This is a genomic window from Prevotella sp. 20925_1_30 (assembly GCF_041433025.1).
GTDB classification, from domain to species: domain Bacteria; phylum Bacteroidota; class Bacteroidia; order Bacteroidales; family Bacteroidaceae; genus Prevotella; species Prevotella vespertina.
Window position 1 is genome coordinate 1 of record NZ_JAPWAR010000006.1, and the last position, 25,801, is coordinate 25,801.

The 25,801-nt window shown below is 42.9% G+C and carries 19 protein-coding genes; 10 read left to right on the forward strand and 9 right to left on the reverse strand.

The annotated features are described in order from the left end of the window. From O3603_RS03910 to O3603_RS03925, 4 genes are all read left to right on the forward strand, one after another. Positions 1-1,674, forward strand: a 1,674-nt coding sequence (locus O3603_RS03910) for a TonB-dependent receptor domain-containing protein (protein ID WP_371520760.1), incomplete at its 5' end; no start/stop codon positions are given. Positions 1,675-1,689: 15 nt separating this feature from the next. Next, positions 1,690-3,141 (forward strand): hypothetical protein, encoded by a 1,452-nt coding sequence (locus O3603_RS03915; RefSeq protein ID WP_371520764.1) that lies wholly within the window; start codon positions 1,690-1,692, stop codon positions 3,139-3,141. A 21-nt stretch (positions 3,142-3,162) separates the two neighbouring features. Then, positions 3,163-4,569: a hypothetical protein gene (locus O3603_RS03920; RefSeq protein WP_371520767.1), complete on the forward strand. Its 1,407-nt coding sequence runs from the start codon at positions 3,163-3,165 to the stop codon at positions 4,567-4,569. A gap of 194 nt (positions 4,570-4,763) precedes the next feature. After that, complete coding sequence (locus O3603_RS03925; protein WP_287316125.1) at positions 4,764-5,822, forward strand: DUF4876 domain-containing protein; 1,059 nt, start codon at positions 4,764-4,766, stop codon at positions 5,820-5,822. A gap of 123 nt (positions 5,823-5,945) precedes the next feature. Here the strand turns inward: O3603_RS03925 and O3603_RS03930 are convergent, their stop codons facing one another. After that, complete coding sequence (locus O3603_RS03930; RefSeq protein ID WP_009435381.1) at positions 5,946-6,284, reverse strand: MerR family transcriptional regulator; 339 nt, start codon at positions 6,282-6,284, stop codon at positions 5,946-5,948. Positions 6,285-6,461: 177 nt separating this feature from the next. On the opposite strand from O3603_RS03930, the gene alaS reads away from it, so the two are divergent. After that, complete coding sequence (gene alaS / locus O3603_RS03935; RefSeq protein ID WP_371520770.1) at positions 6,462-9,128, forward strand: alanine--tRNA ligase; 2,667 nt, start codon at positions 6,462-6,464, stop codon at positions 9,126-9,128. A 140-nt stretch (positions 9,129-9,268) separates the two neighbouring features. Here alaS and O3603_RS03940 read toward each other — a convergent pair whose 3' ends face one another. Continuing rightward, the gene (locus O3603_RS03940; protein WP_155715696.1) at positions 9,269-9,727 is read right to left on the reverse strand and encodes an HU family DNA-binding protein; all 459 of its coding nucleotides are present in this window, start codon (positions 9,725-9,727) and stop codon (positions 9,269-9,271) included. A 731-nt stretch (positions 9,728-10,458) separates the two neighbouring features. Between O3603_RS03940 and O3603_RS03945 the strand changes: the two genes are divergently transcribed. From O3603_RS03945 to recA, 4 genes are read left to right on the forward strand one after another with little or no spacing between them, the layout of a single operon-like run. After that, a complete protein-coding gene (locus O3603_RS03945) occupies positions 10,459-11,079 on the forward strand; it encodes a DUF6621 family protein (RefSeq protein ID WP_371520773.1) in 621 nt (206 codons plus the stop codon). Between the two features lie 12 nt (positions 11,080-11,091). Beyond that, a complete protein-coding gene (locus tag O3603_RS03950; RefSeq protein ID WP_371520776.1) occupies positions 11,092-12,330 on the forward strand; it encodes a saccharopine dehydrogenase family protein in 1,239 nt (412 codons plus the stop codon). A gap of 4 nt (positions 12,331-12,334) precedes the next feature. Continuing rightward, entirely contained in the window at positions 12,335-12,655 is a 321-nt protein-coding gene (locus O3603_RS03955) for a TfoX/Sxy family protein (protein WP_311454015.1), read from the forward strand. A gap of 33 nt (positions 12,656-12,688) precedes the next feature. After that, positions 12,689-13,708, forward strand: coding sequence for a recombinase RecA (recA, locus tag O3603_RS03960; protein ID WP_273540217.1), 1,020 nt, complete (start codon positions 12,689-12,691; stop codon positions 13,706-13,708). A gap of 75 nt (positions 13,709-13,783) precedes the next feature. Here the strand turns inward: recA and O3603_RS03965 are convergent, their stop codons facing one another. From O3603_RS03965 to O3603_RS03990, 6 genes are all read right to left on the reverse strand, one after another. Next, a complete protein-coding gene (locus O3603_RS03965) occupies positions 13,784-14,539 on the reverse strand; it encodes a copper homeostasis protein CutC (protein WP_371520779.1) in 756 nt (251 codons plus the stop codon). A 129-nt stretch (positions 14,540-14,668) separates the two neighbouring features. Continuing rightward, positions 14,669-17,266 (reverse strand): transglutaminase family protein, encoded by a 2,598-nt coding sequence (locus O3603_RS03970; RefSeq protein ID WP_371520781.1) that lies wholly within the window; start codon positions 17,264-17,266, stop codon positions 14,669-14,671. Positions 17,267-17,743: 477 nt separating this feature from the next. Then, entirely contained in the window at positions 17,744-18,106 is a 363-nt protein-coding gene (locus O3603_RS03975; protein ID WP_009435364.1) for a GntR family transcriptional regulator, read from the reverse strand. Positions 18,107-18,134: 28 nt separating this feature from the next. Then, the gene (locus tag O3603_RS03980; protein ID WP_314572961.1) at positions 18,135-18,941 is read right to left on the reverse strand and encodes a hypothetical protein; all 807 of its coding nucleotides are present in this window, start codon (positions 18,939-18,941) and stop codon (positions 18,135-18,137) included. 22 nt (positions 18,942-18,963) lie between these two features. Next, a complete protein-coding gene (locus O3603_RS03985; protein WP_371520784.1) occupies positions 18,964-19,701 on the reverse strand; it encodes a GIN domain-containing protein in 738 nt (245 codons plus the stop codon). Between the two features lie 20 nt (positions 19,702-19,721). Further along, positions 19,722-20,543 carry an ATP-binding cassette domain-containing protein gene (locus tag O3603_RS03990; RefSeq protein WP_009435401.1) on the reverse strand — a complete coding sequence of 274 codons (822 nt, stop codon included), beginning with the start codon at positions 20,541-20,543 and terminating at the stop codon, positions 19,722-19,724. Between the two features lie 246 nt (positions 20,544-20,789). On the opposite strand from O3603_RS03990, the gene O3603_RS03995 reads away from it, so the two are divergent. Beyond that, positions 20,790-22,193, forward strand: a complete 1,404-nt coding sequence (locus O3603_RS03995; protein ID WP_371520982.1) for a C1 family peptidase — start codon at positions 20,790-20,792, stop codon at positions 22,191-22,193. A 286-nt stretch (positions 22,194-22,479) separates the two neighbouring features. On the opposite strand, the gene O3603_RS04000 is transcribed toward O3603_RS03995, so the two are convergent. Further along, positions 22,480-25,647, reverse strand: a complete 3,168-nt coding sequence (locus O3603_RS04000; protein WP_371520787.1) for a glycoside hydrolase family 2 TIM barrel-domain containing protein — start codon at positions 25,645-25,647, stop codon at positions 22,480-22,482. Positions 25,648-25,801: the final 154 nt, after the last annotated feature.

Sequence of the window (25,801 nt, forward strand, 5' to 3'; positions counted from 1 at the left end):
GTCCTCTTAAATGATGCTCCACTACCTTATGGAAACAAGAAGACCATGGTGAGCGGTAATGTCAATATGGGATATGACACCAACGCAAGGGGCTTTAGTGGTTCAGGTAGTATAGAAGCTGGACGCAAGAACATCGGTCTGCGCCTACATGGAATGTACACAAAAGGCGGTGATTATCGCACTGCCGATTACGTCTTAAACAATACTGGTTATAACACAATAAGCCTCTCTGCACTTGCAGGATATCAAGGGAGAAAGGTGACAGCGACGCTCTTCTCGAGTATTTATTACCAACGAAGTGGAATCTATTATGCAAGCAAGATATCCGATTTGAACCAACTCATCAAACGCTTCGAGTATGGACGTCCAGACCCAGAGACCGTTAAGCCCTTCTCATATAGCATTAAGCCGCCTTTCCAACAGTCGCAACATGTAACGCTGAAAGGCGAATTGAAGTGGGATATTAACGCTTATCACCATCTCGACTTCACCCTTTCTTTCCAAGAGAACTTGCGTCAGGAGTTTGAAAACAGGAAGAAGGCGCAATGGAGTTGGATACCTGTTCAGGACTTGATATTGAAGACTTATAAGTTTGATGTGCTCTGGCATGCTAAGTGGAAACGATGGAACATGACCACAGATGCAGGCTTATCTAATACCTATCAAACGAACTTTAACTATCCAGGGACTAAACAACCAGCCTTCGTTCCGAACTTCGCTGCCCTCTCAATGGGTGGTTACTTCTTGCATAAGGCAGAGTTCGGTCGATTGCAATGTGCCTTGGGTATGCGTTATGACTTCCGTGTGATGTCGGTGAATGGATATAGTAGTTTGAGTAATTACACTTACTATGATGACTTCAAGCTGTATAGTAACTTCACCATGAGTTTGGCGTCTCATTACCAGTTGACAGACCTTTGGGACATCCGAGCTAACATTGGTTGGTCATGGAGACCACCTGATATTAATGAGTTATATGCTATTGGCTTGCAGGATGGTTCTTACTGGGTAGTGGGCAATAAGAACCTTGCCAGCGAGCGAGGATACAAACTCGTGGTAGGTACAAGATACCGCAATGCGTGGTTGTCAGTAGAGCCGAGCTTCTTCTTACAGCGCATTAATAGCTACATCTATGACCACATTGGCGAAGGCAAAGACCGCTTCCATAACCATCCGAGTGGTAAGTATCCTAAGTTCATCTACGATCAGGACGATGTGAAACTATATGGTGGTGATATTGAGGCAACGCTTAAACCTTTGCAAGGACTCACCTTTGTGGGTAAAGGCGAATGGATGTTCGCACGCAATCTGACGCATAACGACTGGTTACCTTTTATGCCTTCCGATCGTTACGGACTATCATCTACCTACGAACGAGGACTTACGAAGGATGATAAATATCATGGTTCGTTGTCGTTATCGGGTATTTATGTGACAAAGCAAACCCGCTTTGACCCAGATAAGGATTTAGTTCCTGACTCGCCACCTGCTTACTTCCTTTTGAATGGTACAGCCGAGTTGCGTATCAAACTACAGCAACGAAGAGAATTGAAGTTTATGCTTGTGGGTGAAAACATCCTTAACGCATTATATAAGGAGTACACTGATCGGTTCCGTTACTACGCCCATGAGCGTGGAGCCAACTTCTCCTTACGTACATTGTTTAAGTTCTAATCAATCGAAAAGTATATGAAACGAAATAGAAACATACTATCGCTACTTGCCATAATGCTAATGGGACTCCTGTTCGGGAGTTGTTCCAACGATCAAGTAGACGACTTCTTCAAGAAGATAGTACAGGCTCCGCCCTCATCAATAGAGCGTGATGTGAAGGGGCATGAACAGATTTATGCTGTCCACGCCATCCTGAGAATGGGGTATAAAGGGGGCATGATTGGTGTCGGACCAGATGGTAATGACTCGCTCACAGCCTATAACACCTATCATGTGGTTAGTCCGGAAACAATGTTACCCATTATGCAGGAGATTGATATCACACGTGATGATGATGGGCAGATGACCATTACTACCGAGCGTAATTGCTTTGATGTGATAGCGTCAGACAATATCTATTACGGTTTAGAACTCAAGTATTATGATCGCAACGGAATGCTTATCAATCATCAATTCTCGGGCTATCCTTTCACGAAAGATAAGGAAGGTTACAGCATACCAGACGAGGATAACGCCACCTTACTGGTGCATCAACACTTCTTTGGAGTAGGTAACTCGTCATTAGATCAAGAGGTATCTACGGGTACAGGAAGTGCCGAACGCAAGAAAGGAATACAGTTGGCTTATCCACGTTCGTTGACTGATTCGCCCACGTATTACGACCGATACACCTTTAGGGAGAAAGCTGGTGCAGCGGAGATGGCTAGTAAGTTCTCTACGTCGAACATCTTTGCTCCAGAGAACTTCCAGCTCGGTAAGAATGAAGTGAGCTATCAGCCAGACCTCGCCTGGAAGGCTATTGAACTATCAGGTAAGCCTGATGCCTTGAAGCCCCATACCTTTGATGGGAAGAGTTATAGGCTCTACAAGACGATAGATCAGACCCTTCTTAACAAGATAACACCGGAACTCTTCACCTATGAATACCGTGACACCGACCCTGTGGAGGAGGAGCTTGGCAAGCTATTCACCGAAGTTTATAACGATGACTTCATCGATCCCGATACCGAGTCGCCCCGACAACGCTACGGACACACCGTGGGACTGTTGCGCCAGAAGCGCAGTCTGGATGTTGGATCAGACTTAGACAGGCTCGGTTTTAAGGGCGTTATGCAGTTCCATCGGGCTAATGTTGCATTCCAATTACAGGTTCGCATTTGTCATATCTTGAATAAGGGACAACAGCACACAGGCGAGTCTGAGAAGCCAGCGAAGTATTGCAACACGAATAATAGTGAGGGTGCTTTCCTTTGGGCATTCAATGAGATACAGCCAGGATGGGATAGTTTCGATATTGATTATCCCTTGTCAGTGCGCATTATCGCTGATGTGAAGGATGGCGAAGAGAAGTGTTATGAAGACGTGAAGCGTTTCTATTCAGGTGTAGAGAAGGCGCAGCTGTGGCGGATGTTGACCCATCCACAGGATTACTTCACGCAATATAGACAGAACATAGTATTGATGTAAAAGAAGAAAGGACTAATAGTAATGAAAAAGATAATCAAGAGTATTCTCCTGCTCGTTGCTGTTCTAGGCTTGTGTACGTCATGTGACGACTTCGTCTTTGGCAATGTGCATGTTGATTATAATGATAATCCACTAGCGACGAAAGGCGTTGCGCACAGTGGTGCCGACCGTTATGTTGATAGCTTATCGAAGGTGAAAGTATCGGGCGAAATGGCTAATCCTGATGCAGATGGAGCCTTTAAGGATTGGGCTACATGCCTTGCCATGTTCAAGGAAGGTCACTCGCATGGTGATGGCATGATGCACGGCAACTTTGTTTATCAGAATGCTCCATGGAAGCAAGAGGAGTTTGTGCTCATACATAACAATGCGGGCAAGTGGCCAACGGTTGAGGTTCAACGGAAGAGTACGGTGACCTATCTCGAACAGAACGATGGGAAGCAAGGTCCTGACTATATTCGTATCATTGGCGGAAAGCTGAAGCGATGGGGATTGTGCCTCTATTTCTTCAATAAGGAGGGCAAGCTCATGAATGACGAGATACTCAATCACTCGGATGAATATCAGATATTCTTCACCGTGAGTGAGGTGGATGACAAGGGAAACCCGTATGAAGTGATGGATTGTCGAGGCACGTGGAAGCCTAAGAAGGATAAGTTCGGCGACTGGAAGAAGGGCGGAACGATAGATACCACACCAGTCCCTTCACCGCTCTTTGCCAATACCTCGACATGGAAAGAGCGTGCGGCTCTGACGCCAAAGATATTCGAATATACCTATCGTGATACGTGGATTCAAGACGCAATGGCTGATGGTGCACGCGAGTTATTCAATCAGCGACTGCTACCACCACTCACTCGTGAGGATGCCGATTGGGCTGTTGCACCTTATGATCAGGATAGAGTAGGACTCAAGGGGCACTTCAATTTCGATATAGATGCCGATGAGAACGATGCTTTACATCAGGAGTGGCCGTTAGAGATAACCCGTAGGCAGGACCCCGCAACAGGTGAGGCTGGGCGATATACTCGTCCGTCTTATCTCCTTCCGAAGTTCTATCTGTCGGTGCGCGTGATGAAATGTCCGAAGGGCAAGAAGGCTCTCATTCCTAAAGAGGAGTATCTCAACCGCCATTCCACCTATGTGTTCCGTAGCCCATTCATCTGCTCGGAGGCTTATAACCCTGATGAACCGAAGGAATACGGGGCTGATTCTGAATGGAAGGAACTATTCCGCTTCAACATACCTATTAAGGTCTTTTGCAGTAGCTTCGATACTGATCCAACGACAATCGACCCTAACGACCCGTTGTACTTCTATATGGGGCATGAGATAGGACTCGCCTCGGCGGATGCGATGGAGGCTGCTCAGAATGTGCAAACACATGGTATTGGAGGTGGAGCTGGCTTTGGTAACTGGTTCTTATAATAAGAGGTTGAATCGGAGGAAATGCTATGTGCCAATCGTCCCAGCCCATGAGACTCACAGTTTCAGTACATGAAACGCAGGGTTTCAATACATGGAACGCAGGGTTTCAATACATGGAACGCTAAGTACCATTCGCTGGTAATGTTGCAAACAATATATTTAAAGAGTATAAACAGATAAGATAATTGAGTGAGATGATACATAAGAAGATAATAACCTGCCTGCTGTTGAGCCTGATACTCACATGTTTCGGCAGCTGTACACGTAATGAAATGCCGGTGAAACAGTCTACTTCTAAGACGAAGTTAGACCATCTGATCATAAAAGAAGTGTTTTACGTTGGGCATTACTGGTATCGTGATGTCAGAGCATGGGGTATGAAGAATCAGAATCAGATGTATAATGATGACCAATACATCGCTATATTTAATCCGACCAATGAGGTGAAGTATTTGGACGGACTGGCGTTGTGTGTCAATGCCATCGACCCTAGTAGGGCGATTCAGTTTGCTCCGAAAGACGACTTTGTCAATCGTTATTATGGTGCATCGGGCATCTCTTATTTCCCTGGTAAGGGTGCGGATTATCCCGTAAAGCCTGGTCAGACCATCATTGTGGCTAAGTATGCGATTGACCATAAGGCGCAGTTTGAGTCAGAACTGGAAGGCGAGGACTTGAGTATGTATGGTGGGCTGGATGACTTCCTGGACTTGAGTAAAGCCGACTTTGAATGGACAAACATCAACTATGACCCCGGACAGAAGAACAATCCGAACGTACCTGATATGTGTGCTATCCTCACATCTACCGACGCCAGCGGTAATATCGGATCTTCTTATGACTTCTCTCGTGTGTCTGAAAGCAACGGTATAGCCTTGATAAAACTCCCTTGGACACCAGAGGAATTCAAGAAGAACTATGCCGAAACAAAGGATAGCAAAGGTTATCTGCATTATATCACCGTCACCAGTAGTGCTCACGGCGATTTCTATGCGATAGAGGTTCCGTTTGAGAGCGTCATTGATTGTATAACGATTTGTCCTCGTCGTATGTTCCAAATGCGCCCCAGCAAGCTCGACCGTGGTTATAATGCCGTGACAGATGTGTCTTTCTCAAGTATGAAGAAGGGCGATTACCCCATTTATTCTGGTCTTTCATTGCAAAGGAAGTGGGATGGAAAGAAGTATGTAGACGATAACAATACCACAGCCGACTTTGAAGTGAAGCGTGCCTCATTGTCGAGGAAGAAGTAAGAGAGCATTCACATCGTTGAGTTACAAACGCCATAGGGACAGACGAAATCGTCTGTCCCTATGCTGTATATGAGTATTTCTTTCAGAACGAATAAGGGCTATGCCTTTCATGTATGGCTGACTCTACACCAAGCCATCGAGTTGTTTCTTCAAGTCTTTCAGTTGGTCGCGAACAGAGAAGAGCGTTTCCATAACCTTCTGACTCTTTTCAACACCATTGCGGTTCTCTTGTAACATCTTGCGGGCAGCTGCAATCTTGAAACCACGCACCTTCACAAGGTTGTAGATAACCTTTATTTGTTCGATATCTTTCTCTGTATATTGGCGCACACGATTGCCTGTTGTCTTAGGACGAAGGTGTGGAAATTCAGTCTCCCAATATCTCAGCAGACTCTCCGAAACGTTTATTTGTTGCGCTACTTCCTTTATTGAATAATACAATTTATGCGGATTCTCTGCCATATCTCGTTTCTTTTAATTCAGTTGTTTATGTGGTTATGCTGATGAAACACCTTTACACTCCCACGATGATAAATAAGATTTTGTGTATTCAGCAGCTTAATTGCTTGCAAAAATACGCAAAAGTCAGTATCTTTGCAACACTTTTAGGTAGAAAATTGAATTAAATATATAATAAAGATGATGACTGCAAATGAAATCCGCGACTCCTATTTGAAGTTCTTTGAGTCGAAGGGACATGTTATCGTACCGTCTGCCCCTATGGTTATCAAGGACGACCCTACGCTGATGTTTACGAATGCTGGTATGAACCAGTGGAAAGATATTATCCTTGGAACAAAGGAACCAGAACCACGCCGACGTACTGACTCACAGAAGTGTTTGCGTGTTAGTGGTAAGCATAACGACTTGGAAGAAGTGGGGCGTGATGCTGCTCTTAGTCACCATACTATGTTTGAGATGTTGGGTAACTGGAGCTTTGGCGATTACTTCAAGGAAGGTGCTATTGATTACGCTTATGAATATCTTGTAGATGTATTGCATCTTGACCCTAAAGACCTTTATGTAACGGTTTTTGAAGGTGATAAGGCAGAAGGTATCTCACGTGATGATGAGGCTGCTAGCTACTGGGAGAAGCATTTCCCAAAGAACCATATCGTCAATGGTAATAAGCATGATAACTTCTGGGAAATGGGAGACACAGGACCTTGCGGTCCTTGTTCGGAGATTCATATCGACTTCCGTTCAGAGGAAGAGAAAGCTAAGGTGCCTGGAGAGAAACTTGTCAACAAGGATCACCCACAGGTAATTGAGATATGGAACATCGTCTTCATGCAGTTCAATCGTAAAGCTGATGGTAGCCTTGAGCCATTGAAGATGCACGTTATTGATACGGGTATGGGCTTCGAGCGTTTGGTTCGCTTGATGCAAGGTAAGAACTCTAACTATGATACCGATATCTTCACACCAGTAATAGAAGAGATAGAACGCCTCTCTGGTAAGAAGTATAACCACACTTTCCCAGAAGGTCCTAATGGCGAAGGCATCAACGACGAGCAGAAGGTAGACATCGCAATGCGTGTTGTTGCCGATCACTTGCGTGCCGTTGCATTCTCTATTGCCGATGGTCAGTTGCCAAGCAACGCAAAGGCAGGTTATGTTATCCGTCGTATCCTTCGTCGTGCTGTGCGTTATGCTTACACTTTCCTTGATCAGAAGGAGGCTTTCATGTATAAGCTAATCAATGTTTTGGTACATGAGATGGGCGTTGCTTATCCTGAACTTACAGCACAACGTGAACTGATTGGTCGTGTGATGAAGGAAGAGGAAGATTCTTTCTTGCGCACATTAGATAAGGGTATCACATTGCTCAATGGTGCAATGGATGAATTGAAGGCACATGGCAAGACCGAACTTGATGGTAAGGAAGCCTTCCGCTTGTTTGATACATACGGTTTCCCACTCGACTTGACCGAACTTATCTGCGGTGAGAATGGTTATACCGTTGATGAGAAGCAATTCAATGAAGAGATGGAACAGCAGAAAGCACGTGCTCGCAATGCTGCTGTTGTTGAGAATGGTGACTGGGAGATTGTTCGTGAAGGCGAACAGGAATTCGTTGGTTACGATTATACAGAGTACGAATGTCATATTCTCCGTTATCGTAAGGTGACACAGAAGAAGAATAGTTTCTATGAGATTGTACTCGATTATACCCCATTCTATGGTGAGATGGGTGGACAGGTAGGCGATCAAGGTGTGCTTGTTAACGAGGATGAGACTATCAATGTCATTGATACCAAGCGTGAGAACAACCAGAGCATCCATATTGTCAAGGAATTGCCAAAGGATGTTGAGGCAGATTTCATGGCATGTATTGATACAGATAAGCGTGATGCGTCAGCAGCTAATCATACTGCAACCCACTTACTTGATTATGCTTTGAAGCAAGTTCTTGGTGAGCATGCTGAGCAGAAAGGTTCTTACGTAAGTCCTGACACGCTCCGTTTCGATGTTTCTCACTTCCAGAAGATAACCGATGAGGAACTTCGTCAAGTAGAGAAACTTGTCAACGAGATGATTCGTAAGGATTATCCTCTTGACGAGCATCGTGATACACCAATGGAGGAAGCGAAGGAAATGGGTGCTGTAGCTCTCTTTGGTGAGAAATATGGCGACAAGGTTCGTGTTGTACGCTTCGGTCCTAGTTGCGAGTTCTGTGGTGGTATTCATGCTAAATCTACGGGTCGCATCGGTTTCTTTAAGATTGTAGGTGAAAGTAGCGTTGCTGCTGGCGTTCGTCGTATTGAAGCAATGACTGGTGAAACTTGCGAGAATGCAATCTATGCACTTGAAGATACCTTGCGCGACTTGAAGGCAATGTTCAACAATGCTAAGGATCTTAAGGCAGTTCTCACCAAGTTTGTTGAAGAGAATGATGCAATGAAGAAGGAGGTTGAGCGTTTCCGTGCGCAAGCAGTTGATCGTGCAGCGAAATCATTGGTAGAACGTGCAGAAACATTGAATGGTGTACATGTCATTAAGGCAGTGCTCCCAGTAGATCCTGCTTCTGCTAAGGATATCGTCTTCAAGGTTCGTGAAGCATTACCAGAGAATCTCGTTTGCGTATTAGGTTCTGTACATGAGAATCGTCCACAGCTTTCAATCATGCTCAGTGATGATATGGTGAAAGAGCACGACTTAAATGCAGGAAAAGTAATTCGTGAAGCAGCCAAACTCATTAAGGGTGGCGGTGGCGGTCAGCCACATTATGCACAAGCAGGTGGTAAAGATGCCGATGGTATCAGTGCTGCTGTTGAAAAGGTGATAGAGTTATTGAATATCTAAAGCCTATTGCTTCAAGATAAGTCAAGTAAAAATAATAATCCCATTAGCTTTATTGAGAGATAAGCTAATGGGATTTTTAATGAAAACTCCCCCTCTCCAACCGAAGTGGAGAGGGGGAGTAATCTTTTAGTTCGTGGGAATTAACCAACAGTAGTTGGTCCAGAAGGTTCAGAGTCCTTAGTCGTTTTCTTTTTCTTCGTACCCTTTCTCTCCTGCTTAGCCACACGGAAGAACTCAACATCCTTTAGTTGGCGGAAATCGGCAGTAGGAGTAAAGATGATTTGGGTTCGCGAAATACATTCTGCAGGTTTGAAATCCTCTTCTTTGCTCACGGCTTTGGATGTAAAGGTAGGTCGGAATGTTCCTAACGGACCACCATCCACGATGAAACCATGAGAGCAAAGTTGATTTAGCACCTTACGGAGTCGATAGAAAACAGCTGCGACATCAGCTTGTCCTACTGTTGAATCGTCCGCCATGCGCTCGCAAAGCTCGTCAAATGAAATACGATGTTTTTGGCAAACAGCACTTGCCACGAAAACTTCCTCGCCCTTTTTGGGGCCAACGCTCATTGTGCGTTTGTTCAGTGAATAGTTCATACTCTTTTTTTATTGTTTAAGTTTGTAGACCAATAGGGTCGTGTTTTTCCGTACTCTTCACGGTGTTATCCTCCTATAGTCTGCAACAAAGATAAACATTATATTTGAAGATTGCAAATATAATCACAGATTTTTTTGAATTAATTTTACGTTTTCTTTTCGATATATTGGTTAAAAAAAAATGATAGAACTTTTTTAGTAAAACGATAGAACTTTTTCATAAAAACGATACTACTTTTTTCTCAAAACGATAGTACTTTTTCTGTGAAACGATAGTACTTTTTTTTGAGTAGTTTTGATGTTTGGTTATAACACTAATAATCAATGTTTTATAATCTTACTAAGGAGTGGGTTGTTTGTAGGATGTTTTGCAGGATTTATTAGTTTGTGATTTTGTATTTAATTTTACAATTTATAATTCTCTTATGTCATTTTCTTGTATTCGTGAGAAGGTTTTTGTTATGCAGGAATATAATCTCTTTTAATTTTATAGGATGAAAATTAAATCATGGTATTGTAAAAGCTCTGAGAATGATTACGCTTATTATCCTATTGATATTGTTGTATGTGACATTGTGTTCTGCCCATTTTATTAAGATGTCTATGTGGATTCCTTTTTTGTTAGTACTTTTAGCTGTGGGGCTCTTTTTGTTTGTTACGCAGAGAATGTAAAGATAACAAAGTCATACTATTATTTTGCATTTCGCTTGATTTAGTGTATCTTTGTGGCTATGAATACACAAGAAGCACAGAATATTAAGTGGAGTGAAAACATCATCATTGTCGATGGTGATTATATTGATCATGTGGCTTTTGATATTATCGTAAACTTTGAGCGCATGCTAGATCGTCGTATTCCTGCTGCCGATTTTAGTCAGTGGGCGGTAGATGTCGCGCTTGATGGTAGGTTGAAACCTGGAAATCATGAGACACAAGTGATTCTTTTGCATGATAAAAAGAATCAGAAACTAGAGAATTTTGCTCCTTCCGATTATGATAAGGAACTCAATGGTCAGGCTTTTATGGATGAGCATTTCGGAGAGTTTATTATAAATAGTATTGCTTGCGGTGATGAAAATACTGCGAAAGATGCTGTTTTGCTTGATCTTCTCAAGACGCTTTGTATTCATGACGAGGTAAAACGGATTATGATTGTTCCGAATGCTGAGGAGGATTCGCTGCTCCGCTCTATTAGAAATACATTAAATGATGTGGATGATGAGTTAAAACACATCACATTATTTGCAATGCAACCTTTAGAAGGTGGCAACTTCAAGCAAGCGATATTGGGTTATTCAATTCTAAACGCAATGGGGATTTCCTCCCCAGAAATTGAAAGTAAGATAAAATAATAATAAGATAATATGGGAAAAGTATTAATGATAGGTGCAGGTGGCGTTGCTACTGTAGCTGCTTTTAAGATTGTCCAGAATCAGGACGTGTTTACTGAGTTTATGATTGCTAGCCGTCGCAAGGAAAAATGTGATGAGTTAGTTAAGGCAATTCATGATAAAGGTTATAAAGCTGATATCAAGACAGCACAGGTTGATGCAGACGATGTTGAGCAATTGAAAGCATTGTTTAATGATTTCAAGCCGGAGCTGGTTATTAATCTAGCTTTGCCATATCAAGATTTGACAATCATGGATGCTTGTTTGGCTTGCGGTTGTAATTATTTGGATACAGCTAATTACGAACCAAAGGACGAGGCACACTTCGAATATAGTTGGCAATGGGCTTATAAGGATAAGTTCGAGAAGGCTGGACTGACAGCTATCCTTGGTTGTGGTTTCGATCCAGGAGTATCACAGGCATATACGGCGTATGCTGCTAAACATCATTTTGACGAAATTCATTATCTTGATATCGTTGATTGCAATGCGGGTAATCATCACAAAGCATTTGCAACGAACTTCAATCCAGAAATTAATATCCGTGAGATAACTCAGAAGGGGCTTTATTATGAGAATGGTGAATGGATTGAGACAGAACCATTGGCTGTGCATCAAGATTTGACCTATCCAAATATTGGTCCACGTGATTCTTATCTCATGCACCATGAGGAATTGGAGTCATTGGTAAAGAACTATCCAACAATTAAGCGTGCTCGTTTCTGGATGACATTCGGTAAGCAATATCTTACTTATTTGGACTGTATTCAGAATCTTGGTATGAGTCGTATCGATGAGATAGAATATGAAGCACCATTAGCTGATGGCTCTGGTAAGACAGCTAAGGTGAAGATTGTTCCTTTGCAGTTCTTGAAAGCGGTTCTGCCTAATCCACAAGATTTAGGAGAGAATTATGATGGTGAGACTTCGATAGGTTGTCGTATCCGTGGAGTTAAGGATGGAAAGGAGCAAACCTATTACATTTATAATAATTGTAAGCACCAAGATGCCTATAACGAAACGGGAATGCAAGGTGTCAGCTATACCACGGGTGTACCTGCAATGGCTGGTGCAATGATGTTCTTCAAGGGACTTTGGCGCAAACCAGGTGTATGGAATGTAGAAGACTTTGATCCAGATCCATTCTTGGAGGTACTCAACAAGCAAGGCTTGCCTTGGCATGAGGAGTTTGGTGGCGATTTAGAATTATAAGAATATGGCTTGCTCTTTGGACTTTATTGAATTTGTTAGTAGTCAGATAGCTACTGCAGGGGATGTAAGATACAGGAAGATGTTTGGCGAATACATGATTTATGTTGACGAGAAGCCTGTCATCATAGTTTGTGACAATATACCTTATGTTAAAGAACACGAGGCAATTAAATCAATGATGTTATCTGCCGAACGTGGCTTCCCTTATGAAGGAGCTAAGGAACACTACGTTTTAGATGTTTCAAGGTCTGATTTTGCAGTTAAGGTCGTTAAGGTTTTGGCAGAGGTGCTACCTTTTCCAAAGAGCAGAAAGAAGAATAAATAGTATTATATCAATCAGAAAACAAGATAATAGTATATGGCAAAAGAAGATACAGCATTAGCTGCTGAGGGAAAACTAAAGGCATTGCAAGCCGCAATGTCCAAGATAGAGAAAGACTTTGGTAAAGGTTCTATCATGCGAATGGGTGATGAACAGATAGAGAATGTTGATGTTATACCAACAGGAAGTGTGGCTCTTGATACAGCATTGGGCGTTGGTGGCTATCCTCGTGGGCGTATAATCGAGATTTATGGACCAGAGTCTTCTGGTAAGACGACGCTTGCTATCCATGCAATAGCTGAAGCACAGAAGCAAGGGGGCATAGCTGCTTTCATTGATGCAGAGCACGCTTTCGATCGTTTCTATGCTGAGAAGCTCGGTGTGGATGTAGATAATCTTTGGATATCACAGCCTGATAATGGTGAACAAGCATTAGAGATTGCAGATCAGTTGATACGTTCTTCTGCAATTGATATCCTCGTTGTCGACTCTGTTGCAGCACTTACTCCAAAGAAAGAGATTGAAGGAGATATGGGCGACTCGGCTGTTGGTTTGCAAGCACGATTGATGAGTCAGGCATTGCGTAAGCTTACCTCTACTATCTCAAAGACTAATACTTGCTGTATATTCATCAATCAGTTGCGTGAGAAGATAGGTGTGATGTTCGGTAACCCAGAGACCACTACGGGTGGTAACGCATTGAAGTTCTATAGTTCCGTGCGCCTTGATATCCGCCGTGTTACTAGTATCAAGAATGGTGATCAGGTAATTGGTAACCAGGTTCGTGTTAAGATTGTTAAGAATAAGGTGGCTCCTCCTTTCCGTAAGGCAGAGTTTGAAATCACCTTTGGTGAGGGTATCTCAAAGATCGGTGAGATAGTTGACTTGGGCGTTCAATACAACATTATCCAAAAGAGTGGTAGCTGGTTTAGTTATAACGGAACCAAACTTGCACAAGGACGTGATGCCACTAAGACGATGTTGAAGGATAATCCTGAGCTTGCAGAAGAGATCGAAGGACTAATAAAGCAGGCTATTGTTGACCAGGCACAATAATCTTCCACATATATAAAAGAGGCTTAATCCAAACAGGATTAAGCCTCTTTTTTGTTTTAGAAGTATCTCCTTTACTTACTTTTTCAGTAAACTTTCAATCGTATTTCGTACCCTCCTTTCGGTAGTCTGCATGATGATGTTCTCATCAACTCCTTTGCTTCCCATGTAGATGGAAGGGTTGGAATAAAGCATATCGCTGCGTTTCTCCTCACGAGCAGAGAAGTGAAAGGCACGTACCTGTGTCTCTTCTTGAATCTTAAAGATATTCTTTTCCGTTACTCCACATCCTGCCATGATAATGATTCTGTCCTTTGCAAGTGTATTCAAATGTCTTAGTAAAGGAATACCTAACTCTGCTGTGGGCTGCTGACCAGACGTGAGAATACGATGAAAGCCCATTGTGATAATCTCTTCTAAGGCTTTCTCGGGATCTCGACAACAATCGAAAGCACGATGAAAAGTGACATTCATTCCTTTAGCATGCTCCATCAATAATTGGTTGGCATGCTTATCAATATCGCCATTAGCTGTCAGACAACCAAAGACAACGCCATCCACCCCGAGTTGTCTACACAAGTCTATATCCATTGCCATGCGTTCCAACTCTGCTTCAGAGTATAGGAAATCACCTCCGCGATTGCGAATTATCACGTGCAAGCGTGTTTCTTTCAATACATCTCGCGCCATCTTTATCTCCCCATAAGAAGGAGTTGTACCGCCTTCGGGTATTCCCATGCAGAGTTCTACACGATTGGCACCACCTCGTTGAGCCTCTATACAACTCTCAACACTATTGGCGCAGACTTCAAATTCATAGTTTTCTTTCAACATATTATAGAGGAGTTAAGGGAGTGAAAGAAGTGAAAGGGAGTTTAGACAAATGTTCCGTTAATTGGAGTTATTGGACTTTTACATCTCAATACTTACATTCTTCTATCGTCAAACGCCCTTTCCTCGATTCTAAAGTTTATTACTTACCTTCACAATCTGGTCTCCCAACCCGATGGTGTAACCCTGTGATAGGAATACAACTCGGTTGAAGGTATCAGCGATGATGAATACTGGTAGCTGACTCGTATTGTGTAGTTTCATCTCTTTGGCAATCTCCTTGAGAATCTCCCCACTCTTATCTATACCGTAGATCACCTTCTCTGGCAGTTGACCAAACTCACTCTTCTGTGCATCGAACTTCTCTTTTGCTTCCTCACTTGTGAAGAGCAATACCATTGGACGCCCCCATTTATCCAGCTTCTCCTTTACTTTTGCGATGTCATGGAGGGCATGGTTCGTTGGTTCTTGCCCTACACCGAGTATGCCGAGGACGTAATAACCGCGTCCCGTCTGGCTTAGTAAGGACACGTTATGTCCCTCCTTCTCAAAGAGATCTTCGCTATTAAAGCTGCCAATCACCTTTACGCCCTCCGTTTCCTGACGCATGATGAGGTTGATTCGAGTTGTTGTTCCTGGCTTGATAGTGAAGAATAGGTTATGAGCCATCACACTTCCGTCTGCCATGCGTTGCCCTGTAACGAGCAAGTAAGTGCCCTCGTCCAGTATTGCTCCATCCTTGAACGCATTTGCCCAAGTTGCTCCATAGGTTGAACCATCGGCTGACTCATCAAAATTCATCAGTAAGGTCTGCCCATTCACAATCTTACTAATCGTGAAGTGAGTATAGTATTTCGGGTCATCCAAGAACTCCGTTGGTTTATAATCAAGCACCAACTTCCCCGTCTTAGCTACTTGTTGTTGCGTTGTTTCAAAGTCGACATCAACCCACTGACCATCTTTCTTGTATTGAACCTTCCCTGTTACGCCATCTTGTTGAGCCTCAATACCAAGACTCCGAGCTACATCCACAAAGAAAATATTCCTACTTCTCTCGTCTGCCACACGACTTTCCCACGTACTGATAGGCGTTTGTGGGATTCTCATAGCGTGCTTATCAGGATTCAATTTGATGTTTGTTCTCACCCAATTCACCAATAGTGCAGGATTCTCTTTAAACTTCTTAGCATCATTACTAAACGCTTTCTCAAAGAAAACCTTAAATGGTTTGAGAATCATCTCACTCTCTACACGAGGGCATAACTCGTCACTCTTTGCAGCCATCTGGTCTTCCAATATCTCCATTGGCATATCTCGAAGATCCTTATAACTAAGTGATTCCAACAGGTCAATAGCCCGTTTCTCATCTGCCGAGTGCTTCTCAACAAATTCTTTGATAGTTCTCCAGTTACCACGTGACCTTATTATATAAGGTATAGCGGCCTTAATCGGGTAATCTTTCAGGCTCTCCTCTGATGGGAATGTCGCTATGTAAGCATTGCGTTTAGCATCTTCTTCCGCCAACCTACGCTCGTTCTCCTTGCGTTGTGCGTCTGTTACAGGAGGCAGAATAGCTTTCTCTACAGGTGGGATAATATCCATATCCTGCTCTTTCCCCGTCTTTTTATCATCGTAAGAGAGTCTTATAACAACCTTCTTGTCCTTTCCAAACGATACTTTAGCATATCCGTAGTGTCCGTTCTTAGACGCCCATACAAGCATATCGCCCCTTCCTGCAGATAGAAACGTTTGTCCTTTCTTATCGGTGTATTTGGTAACTGCAGTGTAATATTCGGCATAGTTGTATATTTTAAAGTCCACTTTCGCATCCTGTACGGGCTTCCCTTTAGCATCAAGAACGCTGAAATCAATCCTACCAGTGCTCCCGTAGTTATCAATCAGATTGATTTCTGTGAAGTTATTTGTGCGTAGCATAACCTCTTCTGGCCCTTCATAATCACCAAAGGCACGTGTGTGCATGAGCATAGCACGCGATGCTGGTGCATTAAACCATGCCAGATTCAATACAGGTTCAGGCTCACAAGCCCCCAAGAAGTACCACTTTCCGTCTGCCCAAGCCTCTACCCACGCATGGTTATCATCGGTATGTGCCCATCGAGGAGTATATACTTGACGAGCAGGAATACCAATGGCTCTCAAGGCACTTACCGTGTAAGTGCTCTCTTCCCCACATCGTCCTCGTCCTGTCCGCATTGATTGCAGTGGTGAAGAAGTGCGTGCGTCCGAAGGTTCATAAGTAACATGTTCATGGCACCAGTGGTTCACTTCCAATATTGCCTGTTGCATAGAAAGCCCTTTAACACGCCCCTTTAGTTCTTGAAAGAATATAGCACGAGAGCTGTCAAGAGGCTCATTGTTCACGCGCATCGGTAGAACGAAATGCCTAAAGAGAAGCTCTGGCACCTTCTTTCCCCATGCCATCTCTTTTCTCGTTTCGAGGGCAGTTCGCACATTACGTAAGTGGTAAGCTGTGGTGTAATCAGTCGCATCTGCAATCGGCATATAGGCATAAAGAAAGCGCAAGGCTTCCTCTTCCTCCATGGTTGGCGATAGCCCTTTTGTATCATAGAACTTCGATCCAATCAACTTCATTTTGGCGTCGAAAGCATTGTTCACCTTCTGTCTGAATGCTGCATCGGAGATAAAGTGTTGTGCATAGACTGTCATTCCCATGAGGCAGAGACACAAGCTTAGTAGGATTTTCTTCATAGATTTATTCTTTAGTTAATAAGCTGTTGGTAAATTACAGTTGATACTATTTTCGCTTGCAATATTCGTAAAAAAAATCAATATATGCAAGTCTTATCGCATAAAAAATACGAATCCTTTCTATCGTGCGATTGGTTAGGTCTGTACGAGTTCCTTTCTTCTTCTTGTCTCGCTAAGCCTCTCCAAAGGATAGGGGTGCCACCTAAGGGAATGTTACTAATATGTGTTAGTGGATAAAGGGGGCGTTTCTTCGCTATGAAAAGAGCCTCTCTTTGCATGAAAGAAACGCCCTTTTCAAATAGAGAAGAGCCTCTCTTTGTTTTTTATCAATGTGTACGATGTTTTTTGTAAGGGCTTAGAAAGTATTAAGGGAGTAGAAAGAATGAATCCAAGTAAACTTATATCTTATGGCTAAACTACACACTTGTTTTCATTCTTTCGGCTCCCTTAATAGTTTAAAGGATGGAAGGGCAGCGTTTAAGACTGCGCCTTCGATTTATATTCCTGCACCACTTCTTCCATTGTAATACCCAAGAGCTGCATCTCACGGAACAATGACGGAAGGGTTTGCTGACAAAAGGTTTTACGTCGTGCAAGCATGATTTGCTCCCTTGCACCAGCCGAAACGAAATAGCCCATACCGCGTTTGTTATAGATAATCTGCTCTCTTGCCAATAGTTCGTAAGCCTTAACCGCCGTATTGGTGTTCACTTGCAAGGTGACAGCATACTCCCTTACAGATGGGATTCGGTCGTCGGCTTTATAGGTTTTGGCTATGATTTCATCGCAAAGGCGGTCTGCCATCTGCTCGTATATAGCCTTGTTATTTTCGAAAGTCATAATCTTTTATCCTCTCATTAATACTTTGTTATATGTTAATCCACCGATTGTTGATAACCTGCAATCGTGTGTATAACTTGTAAGCAGCCCAATACATTAATATAGTGAGTGCCAAACAGATGATGTTCCCAGTAATATCTCCGAAGAAGTCATTCGGTATTGAGAGTTGATAGTCGGTGTGAGCAAGTAGCATAAAACCGATACCTGCCATTAAACCAGCTACTATCATGAGAATCAAAATGAGGCTTATGATGGTCTTCAACCATGCTGTTTTGCGGAAGAACATACCCCCTAATATGGTGAAAGCATTGGTGAGAAGGATTGCTTCTAACTGTACCCAAAGAGGGGAAAGGGAGCTTGTCGTTTGGAGAAAGTCTATTGCTATTGTAGTCATCGAAGCCCTTGCACCATGATTAACCAGCATGGAAACAATTTGTTGTAACACGTCAGCTGTTAGGAAAGCAGCCACAACTATGAGGGGGAAGACGATGGACACGAGTACTACACGTGCCACGAACTTCTCTACATTGGTAGCTGGTAGCATCATCTCACTTATGCGTGACTGACGCGACTTGAGGTCGTTTATGACAAAGGTACCCATGATAAAGAATGCAGCCGGTAGTATCGTAAGGGCGAAATCAACGCTTCCCATGAGATCTATTTGTATCTGTTCTGTACTGCTTGCCTGCCATGTGAAGATGTTACAAACACGTAAGATCATATAGATGAAGCAGGCAATGAGGAACCCAAGGAATAGGTTAATTATTTTGCGACGGCGCACGAGAACGAGTCGAGCGAGTACTCTTCCGAATCGGTTAATATCGAACTTTTTCATAACTAATAAGTCCTTTCTTTATTTATTTTGTTCTACTTGTATTATCGGTAACAGAGGCATTTCCCGTTACTCGTTGTTGTATGCTTTGACGTGTGTTACCATTGAGTGTGATGTCTGCATTGCCTGATAAGGTGAGTGTCACACTGTCGGAATGGTCAAAGTAGGTGTTTACACTGGCGTTACCACTGATGTTGAATTTTGTTGTCTGTGCTGTCAACTTTGCAATGTTAACGTCTGCATTACCAGAGATATCCATGTTCATCTCGCTGACTTTCACTTTGTTGAGTTTGACGCAAGAGTTACCTCTAATGTCAAGTGTCAGTTTGTCTGCTTGAAGAGAGTCCTGGAACGTGAGGGATGTGTTACCTCCTTGATCCACTCTAACGAGTTGTGGGCATGTTACATATACCTTTATTATATCAGCTCCGTCGTTAGAACTATTAAAGAAGATGATCCCTTTTTGTGAAGGGTGATTCCTCTCGTGGATTATTAAGGTGTTATTTTTAACCTTGATATCCACATATTCGAGTAGTTTCTCCCTACCTTTTATCTCTACTTGGTACTTGTTTCCTTGCAAGAAGTAGACTTCTGCGTTTCCTCCTAACTCTACATTCTGGAACGCCTCGACGTTCATATCCTTCTTGGTAGGCAGTCCGTAGTCGGGTTTCTTTGTGATGCACGAACACAGAGTGATGATTGTTAAAGTCAAGAAAAGACTGGTTAGGATAGTAGATATCCGTTTGTTGGATTGTTTCTTCATAATGATGTCCTCCTTTATATTTACTTTAGTTTACCTTGAATTGCCGCATTGAATAAGAGTTCTAAGTTGATGTAGGTCTCCTTATCACCCTCTTTACGCTTACAGATCACGCTGTTTCCTTGTAGAGAAGGTTCAGCATAAAGCACCGAGTTATCCATCTCGCTGGGTTGGAGAACATCGAATCGAAACCTTGAAGTAATCGCTTCCGTTGAATCATTAAGGAGCACTTGTGAGTTGTCCAATATTATGATGTAGTCCAGTAGCTGTTCGACATCATGCACCTGATGAGTTGATATTATCAATGACGAATCATCAGCCATATTGCCTGCAACAACCTTTCGGAAGAGTGTTTTGGATGGGATGTCAAGACCATTGGTAGGCTCATCCATCAATAGAAGTCGGCACCCTGTGGCAAGTGCGAAACTCATATACACCTTCTTTTTCTGCCCCATGGAGAGCTGCTTCATGTCTACATCTGTGGGCATCTCAAAGTCTTGTAAGCACTTTTCTAAGGTCTGTCTGCTGAAGTTCGGATAGAACTTCTCGTGTACAGCTAAGTAATTCTTGAGACTCATGTCAGGCAAGTTATACTCTTCAGGGACGATGTATATCTCTTGTAACATTGCTGGATAACGCCGTGAAGCGGTGTATCCATCAACAATCACTGTGCCCTTTGAAGGTTTTAATAAGCCTGCAATAAGGTAGAGTAGGGTACTTTTTCCCATGCCATTCTTACCTAATAAGCCATAAATACGGCTCTCGTTGAGTTCTAGGTTCAGCCCATCAAACACCTTGTGTTTGCTTCTTGGATAGCTGAAAGAGAGGTTGTTAACTTGAATCATAGTTCCTTCTTGTTTTAAAGGGGTTATGTCTTAAATGTCTTTAAACGCTTGTTTTGATTGTATGTAATGGTGTACTATTTTAATAATACACTGCAAATGTAGTTGAAAAAACGCTTCCTTCCAAATGAATTAATGTTTTTTTGCAAAAAAGGCAAGGCTTTTTTCCATTTGTTCTTATAGATGGTTTGGGAAATAAGTACTATCTTTGTGAATTGTAATAACCCTATACCAATACAATAAATAATGATGAAAAGAAACATGTTGATTGCTTGTGGGCTATTGAGCATAGCGTTTTCTCTACAAGCACAAACCAAAGATGGAGGTATTGATAAGCAGATGTTACAGCAGATTCAGAAGTCTGGCTTGACTGCTTCTGACCGTGCTTTATCTAATGCGATAGCCACTAATTCGATTGATGACTTGGCTCGCAACTTCCGCAATGCAGGTCCTATTGATACCTATTTCAGTATTGAAACGCCTAAACAAAACATTCAGAACCAAAAGAGTTCTGGGCGTTGTTGGCTCTTTACAGGGCTTAATGTCTTGCGTTCTAAGTTCGCTCGTGCTCATAAGGACACATTACATGTAGAGTATTCGCATGTCTATCTCTCCTTTTATGACCAGTTAGAAAAAGCCAACCTAATGCTCCAGGGCGTTATAGATAATGCTGACAAAGCTATCGACGACCCGCGTGTTCAGTTCTTTTTTAAGAACCCCATAGGGGACGGAGGGACGTTTTGTGGGGTCGCAGACCTCGTGGAGAAGTATGGCGTAGTACCGATGGAAATAATGCCAGAAACGTACTCGGCAGAGAACACCTCACGTATGTCTCGCATCATAGCTTCTAAGTTACGTGAGTTCGGATTGGAGCTTCGTAAGATGGTAGCAGATAAGAAATCGAAGGCGAGCATCAAGTCTCGTAAGACAGAGATGTTAGGTACTATCTATCACATCTTGACGCTTTCTCTTGGCGAACCAGTTAAGTCTTTTAACTATGCCTACAAGGATAAGAATGGTAAACAAGTGGGCAAGATGAAGACTTATACACCGCAGGAATTCTATAAAGAGACCGTTGGTGGTCCTCTTAATGGTACGTTTATTATGGTGATGAATGACCCTCGTCGACCTTATTATAAGACTTATGAGATTGATTACGACCGCCATACTTACGATGGACATAACTGGAAGTATGTTAATCTACCTATGGAGGAGATCGATAAAATGGCTATTGCTTCGTTGAAGGATTCGACTAAGATGTATAGTAGTTACGATGTTGGCAAGCAGTTGGATCGCACTCGTGGATACCTTGATACCGATAACTACGATTACGGAACATTGTATGGTACGACCTTCCCAATGGATAAGGCGGATCGCATTGCGACCTTCGATAGCGGTTCAACACATGCCATGACACTTACAGCTGTTGACCTTGACGAGCAGGGACAACCGAAGAAGTGGAAGGTAGAAAACTCCTGGGGAGCTACTTACGGACAGAATGGTTACTTGATAATGACCAATCCTTGGTTCAATGACTATATGTTCCGACTGGTAGTTGATACGAAGTATGTGCCTGCTAATGTACTGAAGGCTGCACAAGAGAAACCTATTATGGTGGTGCCAGAAGACCCATTGTTCCAGGAGGATATGTAGTTTTCTCTACTCTGATAAAACCTCACTAAGCCCCTTCGAAAGGAGGGGCTGTCCTTAAAGGAATAAGGAGGAATAGTGCGATAAAGGTGTGTGTAAAGTGTAACGAAGCACAGCCTTGTTAGCAACGGACAATAGTTAATAAAGAAAGAAACGCCCTTCTTCATTGGAGAAGGGCGTTTCTTTGATATGAGGGGAGGCTCTCTTCAAAACAAAGAAAGCCCTCCCTTATTAGTTTCCATTAGAAACTCCTCTTCTTAAGGGAGGTTGGGAGGAGTTTCAAAGAGCCTTATTTACATGGTTGAATCCAAAAGTGTATAGCCCTATCTACCGCTGGTAACTGATATTGTGGTAGTGGTTCTTCACCCCAAGAGTTGATTCCGCCGACTCCCATCATATAACCATCTAAGGTGAGATTAGTGTACTCTGAAGTTGGAACTTGGTAACTATGGCGTTGGTGTTTCTCCTTTCCTTCATCCAAGTCACTTATGTTGTAATGTAGCGCACTAGCGTAGAATGGAGCTTCGTCGAAGTACACCTTGAATCCAAACTTATCGTTATCTGTCTGCTTCCACCATCTTATGTCACTCTTTGTACCCGTCTCTTGAGGGCGAATGTAAGGGAAGAATTGCTGATCAGCAGACTGCTCGTAGAGCCCTATTCGCTGTGAGTATTTACGATCGGAATAGTTCTCGATAGGTCCACGACCATAGTAAGTGGACTGATCCATGTCGTAAGGTAATTGCATCAACACACCAAAGCGGGGTAGGATAGGTGCCTTCGAGCCATCTTTCATTTGCATTTCCATGCTCACATGAAGAGCCCCATCTTGTGCTACATTATATATAAGGTGTAATGTTGCTGCTACATCGGGCATATCATAAACAGCTGTTAGCTGTCTTGTTGCAGGTTCTACAGAGACTTGCTTTAAGTCCATCTTAGGATTGTGCCATACCGCTAGCTTGTTTTGGAAGTTAGCCCCCATATCATTATCTGTAACGGCTCTCCAGAAGTTAGGTTTTAGTGTTCCACCTTCGCCCAAGAGGTTTCTTCCTTCCACTTCATAGCGTGTCAATAGACCCGTCTGACGGCTGAATACAATTTCAAAGTCCTTACTTGTGAAGCTCACCTCACCAGCCTTTACGTTGTCAGAAACCCTAACCTTTGCAGTCGAAACAGGCTCCATCTTGGGCATTGGTTGCCATGGATTCACCTCCATCTGCATACTTGCTACAGTCTGACCAGCCTCCATGAGCGGTTCAGCCGACTTTAGTTTAAAGTCGATATCCAGTAGTCCTTCACCGTCAAAGTCCTGTCCGTTGATTGGAAGAGTGTAAGTAGCAGACTGCTGCGGTTCTATATCCAGCGTTTCAATCGTGCCCTGTTTCACAACTTTCCCCTCGTCCATCAATGACCATTCCATTCGATAGTTATTGAGGTTACGGAAGAAGTATTCGTTATAAACTTGTATCTTTCCTTGCTTCAAGTCAATCGGTTTTGCCCAAATGTTCTGATACTCGTATGCAAGTTCATAAGCATGTGGGTTGTATTGACGATCAGGTCCGATGATACCATTGCAGTTGAAGTTGTTGTCAGAAGGGTCATGCTTGTTGTAATCGCCACCATAGGTATATTCCGTTTCAACATTCGCTTCTTTGGCTAATTGCTCATAGTCTTTTGTAGTGCGAGAAGCGTCGAAATGCGGTGTACGATGTAGACCTTGATCAACGAAGTCCCAGTCAAATCCACCTTGAAACTTAGGATATTTACGAATCAAATCCCAGTATTCTTTGAGGTTACCACCCGAGTTGCCCATAGTGTGGTTATACTCACATTGAATCAGAGGACGTGTATAGTTTGGATCCTTAGAATAGGCTTCACAGTCCTTTGGAGAATAATACATTGGACAGAAGATGTCTGTTGCGTAGCCCTCTTTCTCCGCCCGTTCATACTGCACAGGACGGCTCTGATCTTGTGATTTTATCCAGTCGTAAGCATCGTTAAAGTTCTTACTATAACATGTCTCATTACCTAAACTCCAAAATACGATACTAGTGTGGTTGAACTTAGTTCCTACATTGTGTTGATTGCGTTCCATTATCTGTTTCGCAAAGAGAGGAGTACCTGATGGAGCGTCTTTAGCGTACCCGAAGCCATGACTCTCTTGGTTAGCTTCAGCTATAACATATAGTCCGTACTCATCACAAAGGTCATACCACAATGGGTCGTCAGGGTAGTGACAGGTGCGAACAGCGTTGATGTTAAGACGTTTCATAATCTGGATGTCCTGTATCATACGCTCACGTGTAACGAGATAACCGCCATCTGGATCCATTTCGTGTCGGTTGGCACCTTTGAAGAGAATGGGTTGTCCGTTGACAAGAACTTGTGAGTTCTTTATCTCCACCTTACGGAATCCTACCTTGAGGGGTATCTCTTCAATGGGATTCCCAGTCCTTTCATCTTCTATTTTGACGCGTAGACTATATAAATAAGGTGTTTCTGCCGTCCACTTCTTTGGGTTTCTTAATTCCATCAAAGCCGTTGCTTGTCCTGCTTTATTGGGCGTTACGACCGTCTTATAGACAAGGTTATTATCCGTATCCTCCAATATCAAGAAGGCTTTTGTATTGCCTGTAAGCTGAAGGTTGACGCTGAGTGTACCATCCTTGTAGTCATTTACGAGGTCTGGAGTAATACGGATGTCATCCAAGTGTTGCTTTGCATCACGTGCATAAAGGTAACTTTCACGTGCTACACCGCTAAGTCTCCAGAAGTCCTGATCCTCACAATAACTGCCATCTGACCATCTGAAGACCTGAAAAGCAAGCTGGTTTTTACCCTTCTTAAGGTATTTGGTGATGTCAAACTCTGGTCCGACCTTAGAGTCTTCACTATATCCAACAAACTTACCATTGACCCATAAATAGATACAAGAGGTTACAGAACCAAAGTGAGCAATAACTTGTTTGCCCGTCCAGTTGTCTGGTATTGTGATAGTACGGCGATAAGAGCCGACGTGGTTATCCTGAATCGGAACCTCAGGAGGGTTATTCTTGAAGTTACCACGCCATGCAAAGCCAACGTTCACATACACGGGATCACCGTAACCATTCATCTCCCAGATACCAGGGACATGTAAGGTCTTCCATTGTGAATCGTCGTAATCAGTGCGAAAGAAGTCAGTTGGACGTTGATTAGCATGTTCCACCCAATTAAACTTCCAGTCTCCATCTAATGAGAGATAGTTGGTTGAGAGTTTTCGATCATACTTCTTCAATGCTAATCCTTCGTATGGAGAGAAGGCAAAGAAGTCAGTGTGCGTTGTAAATCGGTTGACGGCATTTGTTTGTAAGTCGTGCCATTCTGTGAAGGTAGGTTCTGTCTGTGGTTGTTGAGCATGTAACCCAGAGGCAGACAAACCTAGCAATAAAGCTGTAAGGATTATCTTTTCCATGTTGGTCAATACTTTAGGTTTCCTTTTTATTATGCTCCTTATATACGTAACACGTATGAGGTAAGCACCAACAAAATTAGCAAAAAATCCTTTAATGAGCGTGTTATCTATCAAAATTTATGTATATTTGCTACACATAACGGCATACATAACA

Coding starts and splice junctions, on each gene's coding strand:
- O3603_RS03915 (WP_371520764.1), top strand. CDS start 1,690: ATGAAACGAAATAGAAACATACTATCGCTACTTGCCATAATGCTAATG.
- O3603_RS03920 (WP_371520767.1), top strand. CDS start 3,163: ATGAAAAAGATAATCAAGAGTATTCTCCTGCTCGTTGCTGTTCTAGGC.
- O3603_RS03925 (WP_287316125.1), top strand. CDS start 4,764: ATGATACATAAGAAGATAATAACCTGCCTGCTGTTGAGCCTGATACTC.
- O3603_RS03930 (WP_009435381.1), bottom strand. CDS start 6,284: ATGGCAGAGAATCCGCATAAATTGTATTATTCAATAAAGGAAGTAGCG.
- alaS (WP_371520770.1), top strand. CDS start 6,462: ATGATGACTGCAAATGAAATCCGCGACTCCTATTTGAAGTTCTTTGAG.
- O3603_RS03940 (WP_155715696.1), bottom strand. CDS start 9,727: ATGAACTATTCACTGAACAAACGCACAATGAGCGTTGGCCCCAAAAAG.
- O3603_RS03945 (WP_371520773.1), top strand. CDS start 10,459: ATGAATACACAAGAAGCACAGAATATTAAGTGGAGTGAAAACATCATC.
- O3603_RS03950 (WP_371520776.1), top strand. CDS start 11,092: ATGGGAAAAGTATTAATGATAGGTGCAGGTGGCGTTGCTACTGTAGCT.
- O3603_RS03955 (WP_311454015.1), top strand. CDS start 12,335: ATGGCTTGCTCTTTGGACTTTATTGAATTTGTTAGTAGTCAGATAGCT.
- recA (WP_273540217.1), top strand. CDS start 12,689: ATGGCAAAAGAAGATACAGCATTAGCTGCTGAGGGAAAACTAAAGGCA.
- O3603_RS03965 (WP_371520779.1), bottom strand. CDS start 14,539: ATGTTGAAAGAAAACTATGAATTTGAAGTCTGCGCCAATAGTGTTGAG.
- O3603_RS03970 (WP_371520781.1), bottom strand. CDS start 17,266: ATGAAGAAAATCCTACTAAGCTTGTGTCTCTGCCTCATGGGAATGACA.
- O3603_RS03975 (WP_009435364.1), bottom strand. CDS start 18,106: ATGACTTTCGAAAATAACAAGGCTATATACGAGCAGATGGCAGACCGC.
- O3603_RS03980 (WP_314572961.1), bottom strand. CDS start 18,941: ATGAAAAAGTTCGATATTAACCGATTCGGAAGAGTACTCGCTCGACTC.
- O3603_RS03985 (WP_371520784.1), bottom strand. CDS start 19,701: ATGAAGAAACAATCCAACAAACGGATATCTACTATCCTAACCAGTCTT.
- O3603_RS03990 (WP_009435401.1), bottom strand. CDS start 20,543: ATGATTCAAGTTAACAACCTCTCTTTCAGCTATCCAAGAAGCAAACAC.
- O3603_RS03995 (WP_371520982.1), top strand. CDS start 20,790: ATGAAAAGAAACATGTTGATTGCTTGTGGGCTATTGAGCATAGCGTTT.
- O3603_RS04000 (WP_371520787.1), bottom strand. CDS start 25,647: ATGGAAAAGATAATCCTTACAGCTTTATTGCTAGGTTTGTCTGCCTCT.